The 18204-nt window shown below is 60.4% G+C and carries 5 protein-coding genes; 2 read left to right on the top strand and 3 right to left on the bottom strand.

The genetic code is table 11. The annotated features are described in order from the left end of the window. Window positions 1-76: 76 nt before the first annotated feature. Together BWP39_RS29150 and BWP39_RS29145 are read left to right on the top strand one after the other, a co-directional pair. On the top strand, window positions 77-988 hold the full coding sequence (locus BWP39_RS29150) for a hypothetical protein (RefSeq protein ID WP_096725658.1): 912 nt from the start codon (window positions 77-79) through the stop codon (window positions 986-988). A gap of 65 nt (window positions 989-1053) precedes the next feature. Continuing rightward, on the top strand, window positions 1054-1860 hold the full coding sequence (locus BWP39_RS29145) for a GH12 family glycosyl hydrolase domain-containing protein (protein ID WP_207557170.1): 807 nt from the start codon (window positions 1054-1056) through the stop codon (window positions 1858-1860). 61 nt (window positions 1861-1921) lie between these two features. Here BWP39_RS29145 and BWP39_RS29140 read toward each other — a convergent pair whose 3' ends face one another. The 3 genes from BWP39_RS29140 to BWP39_RS29130 all read right to left on the bottom strand — a co-directional run bounded on the left by BWP39_RS29140 (window position 1922) and on the right by BWP39_RS29130 (window position 18199). After that, window positions 1922-2845 carry a hypothetical protein gene (locus BWP39_RS29140; protein ID WP_096725656.1) on the bottom strand — a complete coding sequence of 308 codons (924 nt, stop codon included), beginning with the start codon at window positions 2843-2845 and terminating at the stop codon, window positions 1922-1924. A 297-nt stretch (window positions 2846-3142) separates the two neighbouring features. Continuing rightward, window positions 3143-3727 carry a suppressor of fused domain protein gene (locus BWP39_RS29135; protein ID WP_096725655.1) on the bottom strand — a complete coding sequence of 195 codons (585 nt, stop codon included), beginning with the start codon at window positions 3725-3727 and terminating at the stop codon, window positions 3143-3145. An 18-nt stretch (window positions 3728-3745) separates the two neighbouring features. After that, window positions 3746-18199 carry a GH-E family nuclease gene (locus tag BWP39_RS29130; RefSeq protein WP_096725654.1) on the bottom strand — a complete coding sequence of 4818 codons (14454 nt, stop codon included), beginning with the start codon at window positions 18197-18199 and terminating at the stop codon, window positions 3746-3748. Window positions 18200-18204 lie beyond the last annotated feature (5 nt).

Here is an 18204-nt window from a genome sequence, read left to right as displayed (position 1 = left end):
GCTATGGCGAGCCTCGCCATACGTGGTAGCGTGGTAGCCTCAATTCGAATCCAACGCCCGTCGTCAGGAGTCGCAGATGAATGGCACTACGCTAGACGCTTATCGCAAGTTGCAAAAGCAGATTCAAGCCGATATCGATGCCTGCAAGAACGAGCATAAACGTCAGATACAGAGCGCACGCAACAACCTGACAAAAGCACCCAACCCACCGCTCAACCTGCTGGCGGATGGCGATTCCTGGTTCGACTACCCATTGCCATCGCAAGGGCATCTTCCCACCGACGTCATCGTATCGCTGACGGACCTGCTGCATCTCGATCCCAAGCCACTCAAGCTTGCTCACTACAGCGATGCCACGACGACATTGCTCGGCACCACAAAACGCGAGCGGCTGGTCGCCACGCTAAAAGACCCGGCACACGCACCATTCGACGCGATTCTTTTCTCGGGCGGCGGCAACGATCTCGTCGGCGATGCATTCAGGTTCTGGTTGCACGATGCCGCATCGGTCAACAAAGACTTCAAGCGCGCCACGAACGATGCCGCACTGAGCGACATCATCGATATCGTGCGGCGCGCCTATCGCGATCTGATCGCCGTTCGCGACGAATATGCCGACGGCGCCTACCTGTTCTTTCATCAGTACGATTACGCCACGCCGACGAACGCATCCGTTTGCGACGGGCTCGTTGGACCGTGGCTGCAACCCTCGTTTATCGATCGAGGCTGGGCACCGCCCATCGATGCGCAATTCCTCGTGAACGGTCGCGGCGTCGTATCGGAAATACTGATCGAATTTGCGAACATGCTCAATGAATTCAGCACGCCAACGAATAAGATCGTAGTGGTGAAAACGCAGGGCATCCTGAATCCCGATACCGATTGGGCCAACGAACTGCATCCGACGCACGATGGATTCGGCAAGATCGCCGCGGTGTTTCAGCAGGCGCTGCAGGCGGTATTCGGCGAGCGTGCGGCAGTGCGCTAGCCGTCGACGTCGTCGCGCCAATCCGATCGTTCAGTAGCCACTCAGCCGCTATGAAGGAGAGAAGCATGAGCGCACAGCATCTTCGCTTCACATCGTTCTGGAACAGAGTTCAATCGGCCCTGATGGCGTTGTTCGTTCTCGTGGCTGGGGCCTTCTGCACATCGGCGGCTCATGCTCAAACCTGTGTCGACGGGCAGTACAGCAGCCTGTCTCAGGGTGCCTACACGTTGCAAAACGACGAATGGGGATTGAACGGGGATTCAGGCGGATGGCAGCAGATCTGCAGCGGTAACGCGAGCTCGAATAGCTTCAGTTCCACCTGGTACTGGTCCACCGGGACCGGTTCGATCAAGGCGTATCCGGGTATCTATCGCGGCTGGCAGGACGGCGGCAGCTGGTCGCCCGACGCCGGCGGTTTCCCGCAACAGATTTCGGCGCAGGGATCGATGCCCACCAGTGTCTCGTTCAGTATGAGCGGCAACAATCAATACGATGCGGCTTACGATCTGTTCTTCAGTCCCAGTACCAATCCCGCCTCTCCTTCCGCGGAAATGATGGTGTGGCTCAGCTACTCGGGCAATCAACCGGCGGGCAGCAAGGTTGCGTCCGGGGTGAGTCTGGGTGGAATGAGCGGGACGTGGGATGTGTGGTCGGGGAATGTGGGGTGGCCTGTCTATACCTTCGTGCGCGATACGCAGGTGACGAGCTTTAGTGGGAATCTCCAGCCGTTTGTTTACTACCTGAGCTATACGAACTCATGGTTGAACACTAGCTGGTATGAGATGGATATTCAGTTCGGTGCGGAGATCATTCAAAGCAACGGTGCGAATGGGTCGATCAACGTGTCGAACTTCTCTGCGTCGGCGCATTGAAATTGAGCATGCGGGGTGTGCGGCTGTCGCTATCCACTCCGACGCACAAAGCGCCATGCGATTACTCGCGATCGACCGGACCAATGCTAAACGTGTACTGCTCAGGTGACGGAAAGATAAATACAGCGTAGGAGAAAAGTGGCTTTGACATGCCAAAGTTCTTTCCGCTAACCCGAAGCGACAGGCGTCCAGACGGGCTTCTTTCAATATCACCCGGCAAACCTATACCCATGATGGGAGAGACGCCCGCACCGAGAGCCGGGGACTTCACCGCGGCAATTTGTCTTTTTGGTGGGACGCCGCCATTCAGATCTCGCTCCATTTCAGAACGTATCTCTGAGTACCCTGCCCTGATCGAAGCACGATACTGGTCCAATTGCTCATTTGACAGATGATCCTGCAGCGCAGTGAGGGGAATAGTGTCATTCACAAGATAGCTGTATATCCCGACCCATGACTTCAGATGCTCGTCTGACGAAAGTCGGCTTGACTCAACGCGAGCCGATACCACGATGCTCATTCCTGACTTCTCATCCGCCTGGTACAGCAAGACAAACGGTTTGACGATGACTGCGCCAGGGATCTGGGATACGTCTCCAGAAGCCGCTTTCGCCGCTGGCCATACTGTTTGGGCTTCCGTCAGTGCATCGATTGTGTACAGGCTCGACTGTGCACCGGACTTACCCATAAGATCAGTCAAGCGGTCGGTATTAACCGCGTTCGCAATACCTCCGACGATCGCTCCCAATAGCAAGCCAACCGCCAGACTACTGCCGCCCGTCTGCTGAACGAATACTGATCGGCCAGATACTTCGTACGCCCGTGGAGCGACCTCGGCCTTCGATGGTCGCTCCATGCTTAGCTCAGAGGTTGAGCCCGACAATTGGGCTGGAAAATCTGCAGGTTTGACAACCTGGAGGCCTCCGCAAGCAACCAACGTACATGATCCGAAGATCGTGATAATGACTTTATGCAGTCTGTTCATGTTGTTTCTGGTGTTCGCGATACTCGACGTCGGGCATGAGAATCAATCTCGATCTTGTTGTTGTCAACGAGGTTAAATGAGGTCTGTGCAGCAATATCCAGCGACTGGCTTCTTCCTGGAGTATTAGAAATTCTCAATATGCTTGATCAGGACCTCCTACCTGTACCCCGCAGGTCGTCATTACCTTCTGACTGCATCAGTGTTGCTCAGCATTCGAAGTTAACTGTGCATCACCATTGGCCATCATCAGCCATGGGAAACTGAAATTCTATTATTTGGCAACGCAATTTACTGCGATCAAACAACGGATGCTCGATTTAAATTAAAAATATCGATATCCTTCTCGGAAAATAGTTCTTCAAGTTTTTCCGATCCATATCGTTTCGCATATTCAGTCTCTTTCTTTGAGATCGGCACAGCCAAAAGCCAAGCCGTAGTTTTTTCTCCAATCTCCACAGATTTAAATCGATCATCCCATAGAAATGGGTTAGCGAAATATATGTCACTCATCGTCGTGGATGCGTCGTACATATCCATCACCCCAGGGAATATGACACCTGGCGCACAAAACCATTTCGAATTAATCACGCAAAAACTTAACGTGGCCAGAATTTTATTGAATCCCGGAAATATGGATCCGCACGCACCCAAAAACTCCACCCTCGCATTGAACTCCTCTCCATTACGAATCAATGGATATCCCGAAAGTCCAATCGTCGCATACGAAATCACACCTTTTTGCGGGCAATCACTCGCCTCCAGAACGTAAATATCGCTCTTATGATCATCATCCCACAAATGGAATATTGGCGGCTTCTCAACACCGAAGGCAGCGGCCGTATAATTTGCTACGGCTTTCGCCGCGCTGGATACCTGATTCATTTTTCCGCCCTTCCCTTTTCATTCCCAAAACAGATTGCTCGCATCTTCTGCCTGGTGGCTCCGATTTGACGAAGGCAACTCTGGTCGATAACGCGACGGGTCGTTCATAATATCGAGAAATTCTTTTCTCGTCATGTGTTCACCGTTGTTGAGCCAGTTGTTAATGGCGTTATCTCGCTCCTTCCAGTATTCCATGCCGGGTCGGTGTCCCATGTCCCAACGCTCGCCTGAGTTCATGGTACTCCCCGTCAATGGGTCAGATACCAGACCCGTATCTTCGTCTACTGCATTAGCCCACGCCTGGTCACGTACTCCGTTTCTGAACCCTGAGTTGCGCGCGTATGTCTTGGCATCAAGGATTTCACCGTTGCCATTCACGTAGAAACGAGTCCCTGGATTTAATGGGGTTATGGTCTTAGGGGATGCGGCAGCCTCCGGCACAATGCGTGGCTCATTCGGCACTATACGGGGTCTCGCCAGAAAACCTTCCGTTATCCCCGCGAACTTCGGCCCGAACATCGCCGCTCCGGCGCGCATTGCCGGACCGACTTCGCCTGCCAACGGTGCGACCGACAATGCCACTTCCCAAGGCCGCGTCGGCACGGACGACGATACCACCTCTCCCAGCCCCATCTGCACCGATGCCAGACCGTGCAGGCCAACCGCATCCAGCCCCTCAGCCATGATCGCATTGCCCTTCAGCGCGGTCTGTGCCGTGTGCTGCAGCCAGCTAATTGGCGTATCGAGCCATTGGCCCGCTTGCCTCAATCCGCTCGATATGTTGGTTGCCGTGGACTCAGGTGCACTGTACGGACCGGTCACCAGGATGTTGAGTTCGCCCAGCGATGGACGTACGTTGGCTGGGTTGGCGGCCTGCTCCTGCATCGCCCCGATGCGTTCTGCACGCGCCTGCTCAACGTCAAACGCGGCACCACCATATGATGTGCCAGTGTCATTCATCGCGACACGGAATGCTGCCGTGTTCACGTCAATGTCGCCGCCATATCCCAGGCTGGCAGGCGACCACGCCGACGACGCTCCTGCGTACCCTGAGCCGTACGCAGCGCCAGTTGCCGCAGAACCTGTCCCATCATCGATCCACGAGCCGTTCGGCGTGATATGAATTGCCGACAAAGTCCCACCGTCGACCATCGGTGGCGGCGCTCCCGGCCCAGCGAACAGCATGCCACCCGACGCATAGCCGGTTGACGGACCCGCGTTGTTGCTGAATGCATCGACTAACTGACCGTAGACAGCACCGGTGTAGCTATCGTTGCCACCGGCTTTCCCGACAGGGACGGTCTGCGCGCTGCCCGTTTCCGCAATCTGCGCCACCTGTTGATCCAGCCGCGCCTCCTGTTGCCCCAACACCGCCGCCGGCTCCGTCAGACCCTGACCCAATGCATTGCCAAACGCGTCTGCGGCTACCTGCACCGTGTTCACCCGTCCTCCCTGCAACAGACTCGTCGTCACCCCGGCGGTAAATCCCGACACCGTCCCCACCGCCAGCGCACGGCCAAACTGGCCTACGCCGTTCAACACCCCGCTGGCCTGCAAACCATCCCCGGCCAATCCTCCAGCCGCCCCGCCTGCCGCTGACGCCGCAACCCCGCCCCAGTCGAAGCTGTGCTGCAGCCCCGTGACGACCTCCGTGCCCTGCGTCAGCGCACTAGCCAGCGCTGCACGCGCCGCCAGCGCCGGAATGCTGGTCCCCGCGATACCCAGCATCGGCGCCAGTTCTCCGCCCACTCCCGCAGAGACCCCCGCGCTCAACGCCGACATCCCCACCTGGTTCCAGCTGAATCCTTTCTGCATGCCCATCGCGATCGACGCGCCCTGCGACACCGCCGAACCCACCGCCGCGCCCACTGCGGCCTCTGCTAGCGCCGTCGCCGACAAGCCACCCGCCGCTACTCCCCCCACCATCGCAGACGCCCCCGACGCCATGATCGTGCCGAACGCCCCCGAAGCCAGCGATCCCGCCGGCGCCGCCATCCCCCCCGCCGTAAACACCGTCGCCACTACCGCAACCACCGCGGCGATCACCATCCCCAGCACACCACACCCTCCGCCCCCCTGCGGCGGCGGCGCCGGCAAATTCGGCGTCGTATCCCCGACGGCCTTGCTCGGGTCATACGGCCTGAACGTATCGCCGTCGTTGTGGATACCCCCCGCCGTCGTCGGAATCGTGATGGTCTGCCCCACCTTCAGATCCGAGTCGCCCTGCAGGTTATTCGCGTCCGCGATCAGGTACCACAGCTTGTTATCGCCATACGCGCTCTTCGCAATCGACTGCAGCGTGTCGCCCGTCAGCACCCGGTAGCTGCCCACGCTCGCAGCTGGATAGCTCGCATCGATCGACTGATACCCGATGTTGAAGCTCTGCACGTCGGCGAAGTTCGGCTTGCCGTTCGTCGTCGGGTTCTGCGTGTCGATGCCCATCCCCGACGCGCCCATCTGCTGTCCGTTCGCGAAGATGAAGTACTGCGTGTTCCCCGCCTGGTTGCGATACAGCACATGGCCCGACACATCGTTCACGAAGCGTCGGCTGTTCGCCGGTTCCGTCGAATCGCTTACCGTGACCAGGTTGCCGTTGGCGTCATAGCCGTCGGTCGTCGTGCCCGACTGCAGGACCGTACTCGTCCCCTGAATCGAGCTTTCCTTGTAGCCTTCGAACTTCGCAAGCGCCGTCGTGTAGGTATTCGTATACGACGAGCCGTCCTGGTTGATCAGCTTGTATTGCAGCAGGTTGCCCACTGCGTCGTAGCTGTTGTAGTCAGTCTCGTACTTCGCGCCACCGTCTGCCTTCAGCACGCGTTGATGCTGCAGACGTCCATCTGCGTCGAAACGGTTGATCGTCGTCTGGACGCCCGGCGTGTTCGATCCCGAACCCAGCAGGTTCACGTAGGCCTGATTCAGCAAGCCCGCCGGCCCGCTTTGCACCATCCGGCCCGCGCCGTCGTAGTACCGCGTGTCGACCAGCGTGCCGTCCCGATAGATCTGTCTGATACGACCCAGCGCGTCATACGCATATTGCTCGGTGGTCGAGCCCGTACTCGCGCTGTACGTCACCGGTGTCGTAACGTTGACTGCAGTGAGGTAGACAGGCTGCCCGGACTCGTCCAGACCGTAGTACGGCCGCCCCTGAGAATCGGTGGACACGTTCATGATCGGGTTACCCGACTCGTCCAGCAACCGTGCCCCGGTGCCGTTGATCGTATACCCGGCCATCACGCTGTCGCCACCGTTCGACGTGATGCGCGCGCCGATCGTCGTGTCGCTCGTGCGGTTGCCGTTCAGGTCGTAGCCGATCAGATGGCCCTGCCCCTGGACAATACCGCCTTGCGGGTTCGTACCATCTACTAGCGTCTGACGGTTCATCGAGTCATACGCATACCAGAGGTCGCTGTCCTTCGCGGCATCCTGCATGTTGAGGACATGGGTATGCTCATGCACCCGGTTGCCCGCATTGTCGTAGTCGATCGTCAGGTGGACGCGTGTATCGGCTACATCGCGCAGGCGTCCAAGTGCGTCATACGCAAGGTGGCTGTCCTGATACACCACACCACCCTGAGTCGTCTTCTCCCGCACTCGAGCACCGGCTGCGTTGTACGCATAGTCGGTGCGCTGGCCTAGCGCAGTGTCGTCGATGCGGATCAACTGGCCCGCTGCGTCGTACTGGTAGTGGAGGCTCTGTCCTCGCGTATTCGTTTGCGCAATCAGCTGGCGTGCGTTGTCGTACGTATAGCTGTAGTTCGCACCGCCGATATCCGTATGCGCCTGCAACTGGCCGAAATGATCGTAGCGCCAGGTCGCCACGCTGCCGTTGGCATCGACTTCCGCGGTCTTGTGTCCGTCGACGTCGTATGCATCGCGTGTCGCCTGCCCGAGCGGCTGCGTCGTCATCGTGATGTTGCCGCGCAGGTCGTACGCGTAGCGGATGGTTTCTCCGTTGCCGTTGGTGCTCCAGAGCTTGCGGCCCGCCTGATCGTAACCGGTCGTTTCGGTGAGGTTTCTCGTTCCCAGCGATTGCAGGTTGTTGTTGCCATCCACCGTGTAGACGCCGACGACGCCCTGCGCCGTCGACAACAGCCGGTCGACCTTGTCGTAGGTATAGCTCGTGGCGTTGCCCAAGGCGTCCGTCAGCTGGACCTGATTGCCGAACGCGTCGTAGGCGTGGCGCACCACACCGCCGTCGGCGTGCAGTTCGGTTGCGACGTTGCCCGCCGCATCGTAGATCTTTGCATTGACGTGACCGTTCGCATCGACCACGGCCACCTGCCGTCCAAGCCGGTCATAGGCGATGCGTTGCACCGGGCCTGCACCCTGAACGCCGTCGCCATTGGGCAGATCCTGTTCGATCAGTTGATTGCTGGCGTTGTACCGGTAGGTGGTAACGGTGCTCCACGGGTTCGCGCGAGAATCGTCCGTCGATAGAACGTTGCCCCAGCGGTCTACAGTGCGGTTGGTGGCGGGGCGATTGGACGCCTGCGAGCCGTTGATGCCCTGCGCAATCGAGTCCTGACCGCTGAGACTCAACGCCTGTGGATTAGCGCCGGTAGTCGACGTCGTGCTGTACCCCTTCGGCACTTCAGCGATCGTATAGCCAGGCGTATAGGGCGGCGTGGTCGTGCTGATCGTCGGTGGCGGTGTCGTGCCGGCGACCCAGACCTGCTGTTGCTGCGTCTGGGTCTGCATGACCGTATAGGGCACGGCAACTACCGTGTTGCCTTGCCACTGGTAGTGATCGCCGAGAATCTGGTTGCCGCTCTCGTCCGTACCGACGGCAACGGGTGCGCCGTAGATCGGTTTGCTGGGCGACGCGAGATAGTTGTTCGGATCGGGCGGGTACACCGTGACATTGCCATATACGGGCACCTGGCGCGTGCGGTCCTGCGTCACGTACTTGGTCGTGTACATGATGTTGCCGGCCCCGTCCCGCTGGTAAATAGGGTGACCGGCTTCGTCGTGTCCCGTGATGATGGGGTCGCCCTGCACGGGCACCTGAACCTGGTAGGTTTCGGTCCGGTAGCCGGTAATCTGCGACACGGTATACGGAACACCGACGATCACATTGCCTTGCCACTGGTAATGGTCGCCCAGAATCGCATTGCCGCCTTCGTCGTAACCGACGACCACGGGCGCATTGTAGGTAGCCTTCGTCCAGCCGACGATGTGGTTCGCGGGATTGTCCGGCGTCACGGTGACCGGCACCTGAACCTGGACACTGCGGGTCTCGTAGTGTCCAGCCCCCTGCGCATTGACCGTGAGATTGCCGGTAGCCTGAGCGGTTGCCGCGCCGTTCGTTCCGACAGCGAGAACCTGAAACTCGTAGCTGCCCGGTGCGATATGAGCGATATCCACGCGCTGTGTGGCAACCAGAGACGAAGCCTCGTCCGAACCGTTGGTGTACGTATAGACGGTCAACGGCGTCCATGCCGTCGTACCTACGGCCCGGTACTGGAACTGCACATTCACGCCGACGGACGGCAACGACCATTGAATGGTGTCGGATTCCGTGGCCCCGACAACCTGGCTGGATTCATCCGTGTTGTAGACCGGAAGTCCAAACGCATCGGTACCCGTCACCGTTCCGCCCACGAGACCGCGTGTCTCGGTCACCGCGATGTTCGGCAGGTTGACCGGCGGCACGTAGCGTGCCGGCACGGAATTGCTGACGCCGATCTGTCCGGTCGCATGCGCGTACGGACTGCTGTCGCCGCTGTGCGTCCACAGCAGTTCGTAGTCGTATCCGCCACCCGGCAATACCGATGTGTCGACGCCGTCGTTGCCGCCGCTGCGTGCGACTACCGGTAACGTGTTCCAGTTCGACGTCCCCTGCAAGCGGTAGCGGAATACCTCGGTGGTCGCCGACCCGGGTGACTGCCACGCGAGCCAGCCGGCGCCTGCCGGCCCATAGCTGATGGGCACATTGATCGGTGCAAGCGCCGGTGCGCCGACGTTCAGCGATCCGGTGGCGGTGACATAGGTCGCGGAGCGAGGCAACGTCGTCAATACGCGGTACTGGTATCCGCCCGCCGTGAGCCCGCTAGTGGTCGCATAGAGTGAATCGCCGAAGTTGATCGTCGACAGCGAGAACCAGTTGTTCGTACCGTTTGCCGCGACCTGGACCTGAACCTGCGCCTGCGGGTCGTTAGGCGTCGCCACCTGGATCGCATCGCTCGGGCCGCCGGCCCCCTGACTCAGGACGACCTGCCAGTTGCCTTGCAGATCCTTCTTGTAGATCGTGACGCCGGTCACCCTGCCAATGCCGCCATTGGGTCCGACCGGGTCTTGCCAGCTGAGCGTAGCGCCCGCCGCGGCCTGTGCCGCAGACTCGCCGGTATAGAGCACATCGCGCGACGCCGGCACACCCGGCTGAACCGTGGGGTTACTGGCTTCGTCACCCGACGCGCTAGTGTCGAAGACGACGTCGTGCGTGACGTAGTCGACGTGGACCTTGATATCGCCTGAGCCGAGACTGGCCAGCGAGGTCCATGACAGCGCAAGCTGGTTCGTACCGGTCCATCCGCTTACCTGAGTCCCCTCGTTGAATACGGGGCTTGCGATCGAGACGATCGACGCATGGCTCGACATGCTGAAGACCGATACCCCGCCTTGCGAATCGGTGCGTTGTGGCTGCAGTTGCTGGATGGCGCGCCCTAGCGCGTCATAGACGACATCGGTACGGCGGGTGTCCCCAAGCCCAGCCACCTGGTCGGGGGACCCGATAGTGCGGAAGTCCGCATTGTTCAGTCCGGAGCCCGAACTCCGGATGGTCGCAGTCGCATTTCCTTGCACGTCGTACAGCGAAACCTTGTCGACACCGTCGCCGGTATTCGACAGCCATGCGCGACCCGCCGCATCGTAGCGGGTGTATTCGACCTGATTCCCATTGATGCTCTTCGCAACCGCATCGCCAAAAGCGTCGTAGTCCGTGCGCGTGTCGATCAACCCCGCCTGGGCCTGCGACAGGGTCGCGATATTTCCGCCCTGCAGACTCGCGGTCGAAGCCGGATCGAGCACATGGGTACGCCGACCGTCCTGGTCATACTGGAACGCCTCGAAGAGCGTCTGCGTTACCCCGTCGTTTCCCGTTACCGCCTGCCACTGTTTGACAAGCCGCCCCGCGACGTCGAACGACGCATAGTGCGTGACACCGGAGGCATCGGTGCTCTGGATGGCATTGCCGTGGCTATCGTAGCGAGTGACGCTGATGCGATCGGCGGCGTCGCCACCGGCCGGCGCGTAAGACGCTTCCGATGCGCTGGCCGCACCGCGTGCGTAGTCGATCTTCGCCACGACATTGCCGTAGGCATCGCGCCGGAAAACCGACAGCGGTATCAGGCTGGCGCCATTCGCGGTGCTGCTGCGCGAAGGCGACGCCACGGCCAGAATCCGTCCGAGTGCGTCGTAGTAGGTGTAAGTCGACGCGCCAGTGGAATCGGTCGTGCGCGTCTGGTTACCCAGTGCGTCGTAGCCATACGTGGTCGTCAGGTTGCCGGTGACACTGTTGCCATCGGCGGTGTCGCTGTACTGGACATTGACGCGCGTCTCGCTGGTCTTGCGGTTCAGGCGGTCGTACGCGTACTGGGTCGTGCGATCGGTGCCGCTCGCGCCCGGCGTGGCATAGCTCGCCAGACTCCAGCTGCCCGGTGCGATTGCCGTTGCATACTCGCTATGCGAAACCAGATTGCCCGCCACGTCCCAGGCATTCGTGCTCAGGTAGCCCATCGCATCGACGGTCGCGGTCTGCATACCGCGCTGGTCGTAGTATTGCGTCGTGGTCGTCCACGTATTGGTGAGCGGATTTCTCAGCACCGAAGTGCGAACGGCCTGGCCGAACGCGTTGTATTCGGTTTTCGTGGTCCGGCCTGCGGTGAAATACTGCGCGCCTGCCGGTGCGCTCGAGTCGTAGGTGTATGCCGTCGGCTCGACCACCTGTACGGTACGGCCGAGCTGGTCGTATGAGGTCGTCAGCAGGCGGTCCGCGCTGTGATCGACGTTGGCGGCACTGATCGCAGATGCGACGGAAGCGCCGGAGATCGCCGCGTAACCGGCGTTGTTCAGCGACGTCGCGCTCGCATAGCGAATCAGCCCAACTACTTCGCCGAATGCATTTCTGCTGTAGCTCGTGACGAAGCCCATCGCGTCGACGTCGTAGCTGACGCGACCGGACCGGTCGTAGGTCTTGTAGCTAACGTTGCCGCTTACGTCGCGATTCGCAATCGCATCACCGAAGACGTCGTACAGCACGTCGCTTGTCGGCAAGACATTGGCCGTTTCGGTCCGCGCGGCAAGACCTGTTGCGCCATTGGATACGAGGTTGTCCGCACCCGCGTTATAGACGCCAACCGCCGGATAAATCGTCCGGATCTGCCGCCCTACGGCGTCGTACTGGAAACGTGTCACCCGCGCTTCGGGTCGACCGAAGGCTTCGGTGCGCGCCACTACGTTGCCAAGCGCGTCGTAGTCGGTACGCGTGACGAGCCGGACTGCGCCGCTATGCGTTTCGTCGACAGACAGGGTCCCGTCGTTCGCAGCGGACACAGCGGCCACATCCGCAGCGGCGGCCGTTTCCTGCACACGTCGGCCAGCAGCGTCGTAGTCGTAGTTCCAGACTGCGCCCTTCTTGTTGGTGAACGACAGCTTGTCGCCCACACCGTTATACGTATAACGCTCGGTGCCACCCATCGCATCGGTACTCGACACCAGGTTACTCGCCGCGTCATACGTAAAGCTATCGGTGCGATCGGCCTGAGCATCGGCCTTCAGACCGGCTGCAATGCTGGTGGCATCCGTGCGCGTCGTTGCAGCAGGCAGTGCCGCTGCATATTGAGTTGTCTGCGCGATTCGCCCGGCACCGTCGTACTGGGTCGCTTTCACATACCCGGCGGAGTCGACGCTGTATATCTGCCGGTTGGCTGCATCGAATGCGAAGCTCTGCACCCGGTCGTTAGTTGCGTCGGGCTTCAACCGTGCGGAGAGGTCCGTGGCTTGCGTAACAGGTGGCAACCCCTGCAGGCTGATCGCGCTTGCATAGGCTCGCGTGACGATCAGATTGCCCGCGGCATCGTACTGCTTCTGCGTCACGTTGCCGAGCGCATCGATGCTCATGATCTGCCGGTTCGCCGCGTCGAATACCGATCGCGTCGCGCGGTCGTTTGTCGCATCGAGGACGAGCGCTGCCTGCAACGCCGACAACGTGCCTGGCGTCGCCAGTCCGGCCGAAGTCAGGCGGTTCGCATAGACCACGCGCTGCGCCACATTACCGTTTGCATCGAACACCTGATGCGATACCGTGCCCAACGGGTCTACCGTATAAATCTGGCGATTCGCGGCGTCGTACACGGACGTCGTCACGCGGTCGTCGCTGCCCGCCTGCACCGAAGACAGCGCGGTTGCGGGGTTCATGGCCCCGGCAAGCGGCGTCGCGTAGGCGATGGCACGCGTGAGGTTACCGTTCGCGTCGTAGATATTCTGCGTGACGGCGCCGACACCGTTGGCCGTGAAAGTGAGCCGATTGGCGCTGTCGAACGTGTTGCGAACGTGGGCATCGCGCTGGGAATCGGCAACGGCACGAACCAGCGACGCGATGCTGGCCTGATTGACCGGTTGCCCCGTGGGGACAGTCGTCGCATACGCAATCTGCTCGACTACATTGCCATTGCCATCGTAGTGCCGTTCCACGACGGCACCGGTGCCGTCGATCGAATAGATCGCACGATTGAGCGCATCGTAGACCGTCTGCTTGACCAGATCGTGAGCAGCATCCGCAACGGGTTGCGGGTTACCGCCTGATTTCTGCAACGAAGCGAGATCGGCTGCGCCTAACTGGTTCGCGTAGGCCGTGCGTTTGACCACATTGCCATTCGCGTCGTATTCGTAGCGGACGATACCGCCCGTTCCGTCGATGGTCCATGTCAGATGGCCGTCGGCATCGTAACGCCGGATCTGGGTGACATCGGTCGCGGCATTGGCGGTGAGGCGTGCCTGGATGTCGCCGGCCAACGGTGCCGCGCTCAAGCCGGCCATGCCGATCGGCGTTGCATAGGTGGTGGTCTGTGCGATGTGTCCGGCCTGATCGTAAACCGTTTGCGTCACATCGCCCCGTGCGTCGATCGCGAACACCTGACGGTCGTTCGCGTCATAGACGTAGCGTGTCGTATTGCCGTTCGGATCGGTGACGCTGACGGCATTGCCGTTCTTGTCGTAGGCCGTGCGCGTCGTCAGGTTCAGGCCACTGGGATCGATATGCTGCTCGATCCGTCGACCCAGCTTGTCGTACACGTACTGTGCGACCGTTCCCGTCGGACTGGTCACCGTGAGCGTTTTGCCGCGTCCGTCGTAGCTGTATTGCGTAACGAGGTTCAGGCCGCCCGGATCGACCGTCTGACTGACCTGCTGTCCTTTCGCGTCGTAGCGAACCTGCGTCACCGTGCCATTCGGATCGGTGCTCGTAATCTGCTGTCCTTTCGCGTCGTATTGATACGTCGTCGTCAAGTTCAACCCATTCGGATCGACCCGGCGCTGAAGCAGCCGATTGGCCGCATCATAGCTATAGGTGACCACATTGCCGTTTGCATCCGTCGTCTGGATCAGCCGGTTAGCCGCGTCGTATTGACTTGCAGTCTGCGAGAGCGGCGTGTGGGTCTGGATCAGGTTACCGTTCTTGTCGTATGCATACTCGGTGACGTTGCCCAGCCCATCCTTGACACTTGCGGTCTGACCGTTACGCGTATGTGCCGTCGTGACGGAGACACCACCGGGTGACGTGACTGTCACGCTCCGGCCAAAGGTGTCGTACGCGTAGGTCGTCGTCCCGGACGCGTCAGTGGTGCTTAGCACACGGCTAAAGGCGTCGTACGTCGTCGAACGTTGCACATTGACCGGGTCCACCGTCTGAACGACCCGACCGAGGCGGTCATAACTGCGCGTGCTGACGTTGCCGTTCGCGTCCATCGAGCGGATCACACGGCCGAACGCATCGTACTGCGTCGATGCAGCAGCGGCGACACCCAACGGATCAGCCACCGAGCCCGTCTGCATACCGCGACGATCGTAGCTGAAGGTCTGGGTCAGTGCATGGCCGGCATCGATTGCGGTATTGCTCGATATGACGTCACCAAACGCGTCGTACGTGTTCGAGCTCACGTTGCCCAACGCATCGGTCGTCGTCGCGACGAGACCAGTGGCGCCGTAGGTAATCGAGGTGCGACTGTCCAGTGCCGGATTGCGAACCGTGTTGAGCGCATTGATCAACGCGGCACTCACGACGCCACCGGTCATGCCGGCAACTGCAATACGTGTGCCGTACTTCACGGTGCCGGTCAGTTGCCCCAGCGCATCGTACTGACGCTCCTGCACTTCGCCGAGTGCGTCGATCGTATGCGTCAACCGGCTGTCCTGGTCGTAATAGAACAGGGTCTTGTTGCCGTTCGGGTCCGTTGCGCTGGTGCGCCGGCCCGCTGCATCGTAGGTGTAGGTGGTTCCGTACTGTACCCAGATCGCGTTGACCTGATCGGACGTGAGACCATCCTTCAGCAGCGTGGCCCCCTGGGCGGACAGTTCACCGGTCAAACGGCCCTGCAGATCGTAGCGGCTCGTCAGCGTGCGTTGATCGGCGGTGCCGGCAGCGCGGCTGGTCGATAGCAGATTTCCCACGCTGTCGTAGCTGTATGCGGTCGTCGTTCCTTCCACATCGACGCTTGTTGCGCGCTGGTTTAGCGCCGTATACGTGTAACTGACGACCTGATCGGTCGCACTCGATGCCGGTCGCAACGAAGCAACCGTCGCGCCCGCACGGCCAGTCACCGGAGTGGCATAGCGAACGGTCTGCGCCAGATTGCCGGCACTGTCATAGACACTCTCGGTCAGCCAACCCTCGCCGTCGATCTGCCCCGTGACCTGTCCGCGGCGGTTGTAGAGCGTATAGCTATGAATGTCGGCCGCGTCGGCCGGTGGAATCAGTGCACTGAGACTCGCGCTGGCACGCAACGACGCATCGGTCGGATGAGCGTAGGCAATGCGCTCCACCTGACGTCCCGCCGAGTCGTAACGGTTTTCGACGAGATAGCCTTCGCCGTCGAGCGTGCCGCGCAGCAGACCATCTTCATCGTAGAAATTTCGGGTGATACGATCCTGCGCGGACGCTGCCGGCATGACGTCGGCAGCGCCTGGGTTGTCGCCCAGGTTGGCGAGATTGATCGGCGTGGCGTAACGAATCACCGATACGACTCGTGACGCCCCGTCATACACGTTCTGCGTCACCTGACCAGCAGCATCGATCGTGACGGCAAGCCGTCCGGACGCGTCATAAATATTCCGCAGGACGTGATCCAACGCACTGGCAGCAGGCCGGATCGATGCGAGGGTCGCATTGCCTGGATTGCCTTTTGCATCGAGCAAACTGGCGAGGCCAGACGCGCTGACCGGCGTGTCATATGCGATCGTCTCTGTCACCGCGTTGTTCAGGTCGTAGCGCACCTCGGTGAGCGCGCCAGTACCATCAATGTCGGCCACCTTGCGGCCAGCATCGTCGTAAAGCATGTAGTGACGCACGCCTGTCGGATCTTGCGTCATCCGCAGCCGGCCATCCGCGTCGTACGTATAGGTTGTCTGCCCCAGCACCTGGGCCGCGGCGTCGGTCTGAACCTTGCCGATCAGCAGTCCGTCACTGTCGTACGCCGATATCGTGGTCAGCCCATTGGCCAGTTTGACCACCGTCTTGTTGTGCGCGTCGTCGTACTGCGTCAGCGTGGCCTGCCCAAGCGCGTCGGTCGTGCTGAGCACGCGGCCCAATCCGTCATAGCTAACGTGAGTGGCATTTCCACGCGCGTCGATCGTATTCAGCAGCCGGCCAGTCTGATCGTAAACATATTGCGTCTTTGCTGGCTGACCGTCCTGGACACCGTTGCCCTGCGCGTCGACGCTCGAATACGTGGTCTGACTTGAGAGCAGTCCGCGAAAATCGTACGTCATGTCGATCCGCGAGCTCTGCGTCATATCCGCCTTCGCCTGCCATGACTGCATCTGCGCAAGTGTCGGGGCGTCCGTCGAATTCAGGCCGTCGAGCGAATAGGCGCTATTGCCGCCATACTGGATCGACGATGTACGCTCGCCGGTGCCGTTATAGCGATACTCGGTGACCCGGCCTTCCGGGCTGATCGTGAAATGCAGTAACCCCTGATCGTCGTAGACGTTGCGCGTCGTCAGCGGTTGCTGGGGTGCGGCGGCGCCGTTGGCCGGCGTCAGGTAAACCGTTTCCGTCAGAAGACGATTGGACGCGCTGAACGTTCTCGTAATCGTGTTGCCGGACGCATCTTTTTGTAGAACCTGATTGCCGTTGTCGTCGTACTGCATCGACACGGCATGGCCGGACGGATCGACGATCTGCGTTACGTGTCCGCCGATCCCATACGAGAACGTCGTCGATTGCGCAACGCCTGCGACAGGCGAGCTGCTCAGTTGCGTCAGCCGTCCCTGCGCATCGTAGCTCCAGGTCGACTTCAATCCCAGCGGATCGGTCACCGTCGTGCGTCGATTGACCGTATCGTAGTCAAAGCGGGTGATGTTCCCATCGCCGTCGGTAAACGAAGCGACGCGATAGTCGGTGCCGACCTGTACGTAGGTGAACGACTGCGTCGTGCCGTCGGACTGCGTGATCGAGGCGATCCGGTCGCTGTTGCCGTCGTAAAGGTAAGTCGTCCGGTAGACGTTGCCGTCGGCGACACTGTTATCCGCCGGACTCAGGTCGACCGTCGTCGTGGACAGGCGGTTCTGGCTATCGTACGTGTAATGCGTCCGCGTCACGGTCGTGCCGTCCAGCAGCACCGTGCGAACCTGACTGAGGTTGTTGCCCGCGTAATCGAGGTAGGTCGTTTCGCCGCTTGCGTCGACGATCCTGGATAGCCGGTTGTTGCTGTCGTAGTTATAGCTGACCGTGTTGCCGACCTTGTCGGTCACGGACAGCAGACGCCCGAGCCCACCCACTTCATAGCGCTCGCTCGCCTCGCTCGTGCCGTCCGTGAAGATCAGGTTCGCTGCGCTGCTGTCGTAGCGGATAGTGTTGATCGCGCCTGCGCCGTCGCTGTTCACGTACAGACCGCGTGCGGCGTCGAACGTATAGACGGTTTGCGACCCGTCCGCGGCTGTACGTGTGATCGTGCTGCCAGCCGTGTAGACAAGCCCGCTGATCTGCAAGCGTCTGCGGCCTGCGCCGGTGCTCCAGTCGTCACCGCCGTCGCTAAACGCTCCCTGGCTGTTATAGGTCCGCAATGTATCGACCTGGATGCCGTGCGCAGCGAGAAGGTCGTCGTGATCCTGCAGGACGAGGTTGCCCGTGGCCGCATTGACATAGGCCAGCTCGCCATTACGCCCGCCGTTGGCATTGCCGGTTACACCGCGCTGCCCGAGCAGGGACAAGGAGGACAGGGACAGGCCCAAACCGTTGCCAGTGACGATCGCTACCATATGTA

It is taken from the genome of Paraburkholderia acidicola (assembly GCF_002362315.1).
GTDB classification, from domain to species: Bacteria; Pseudomonadota; Gammaproteobacteria; order Burkholderiales; family Burkholderiaceae; genus Paraburkholderia; species Paraburkholderia acidicola.
Note: the sequence above shows the minus strand (reverse complement) of the source record. Positions and strands in the feature narration are given on the sequence as shown.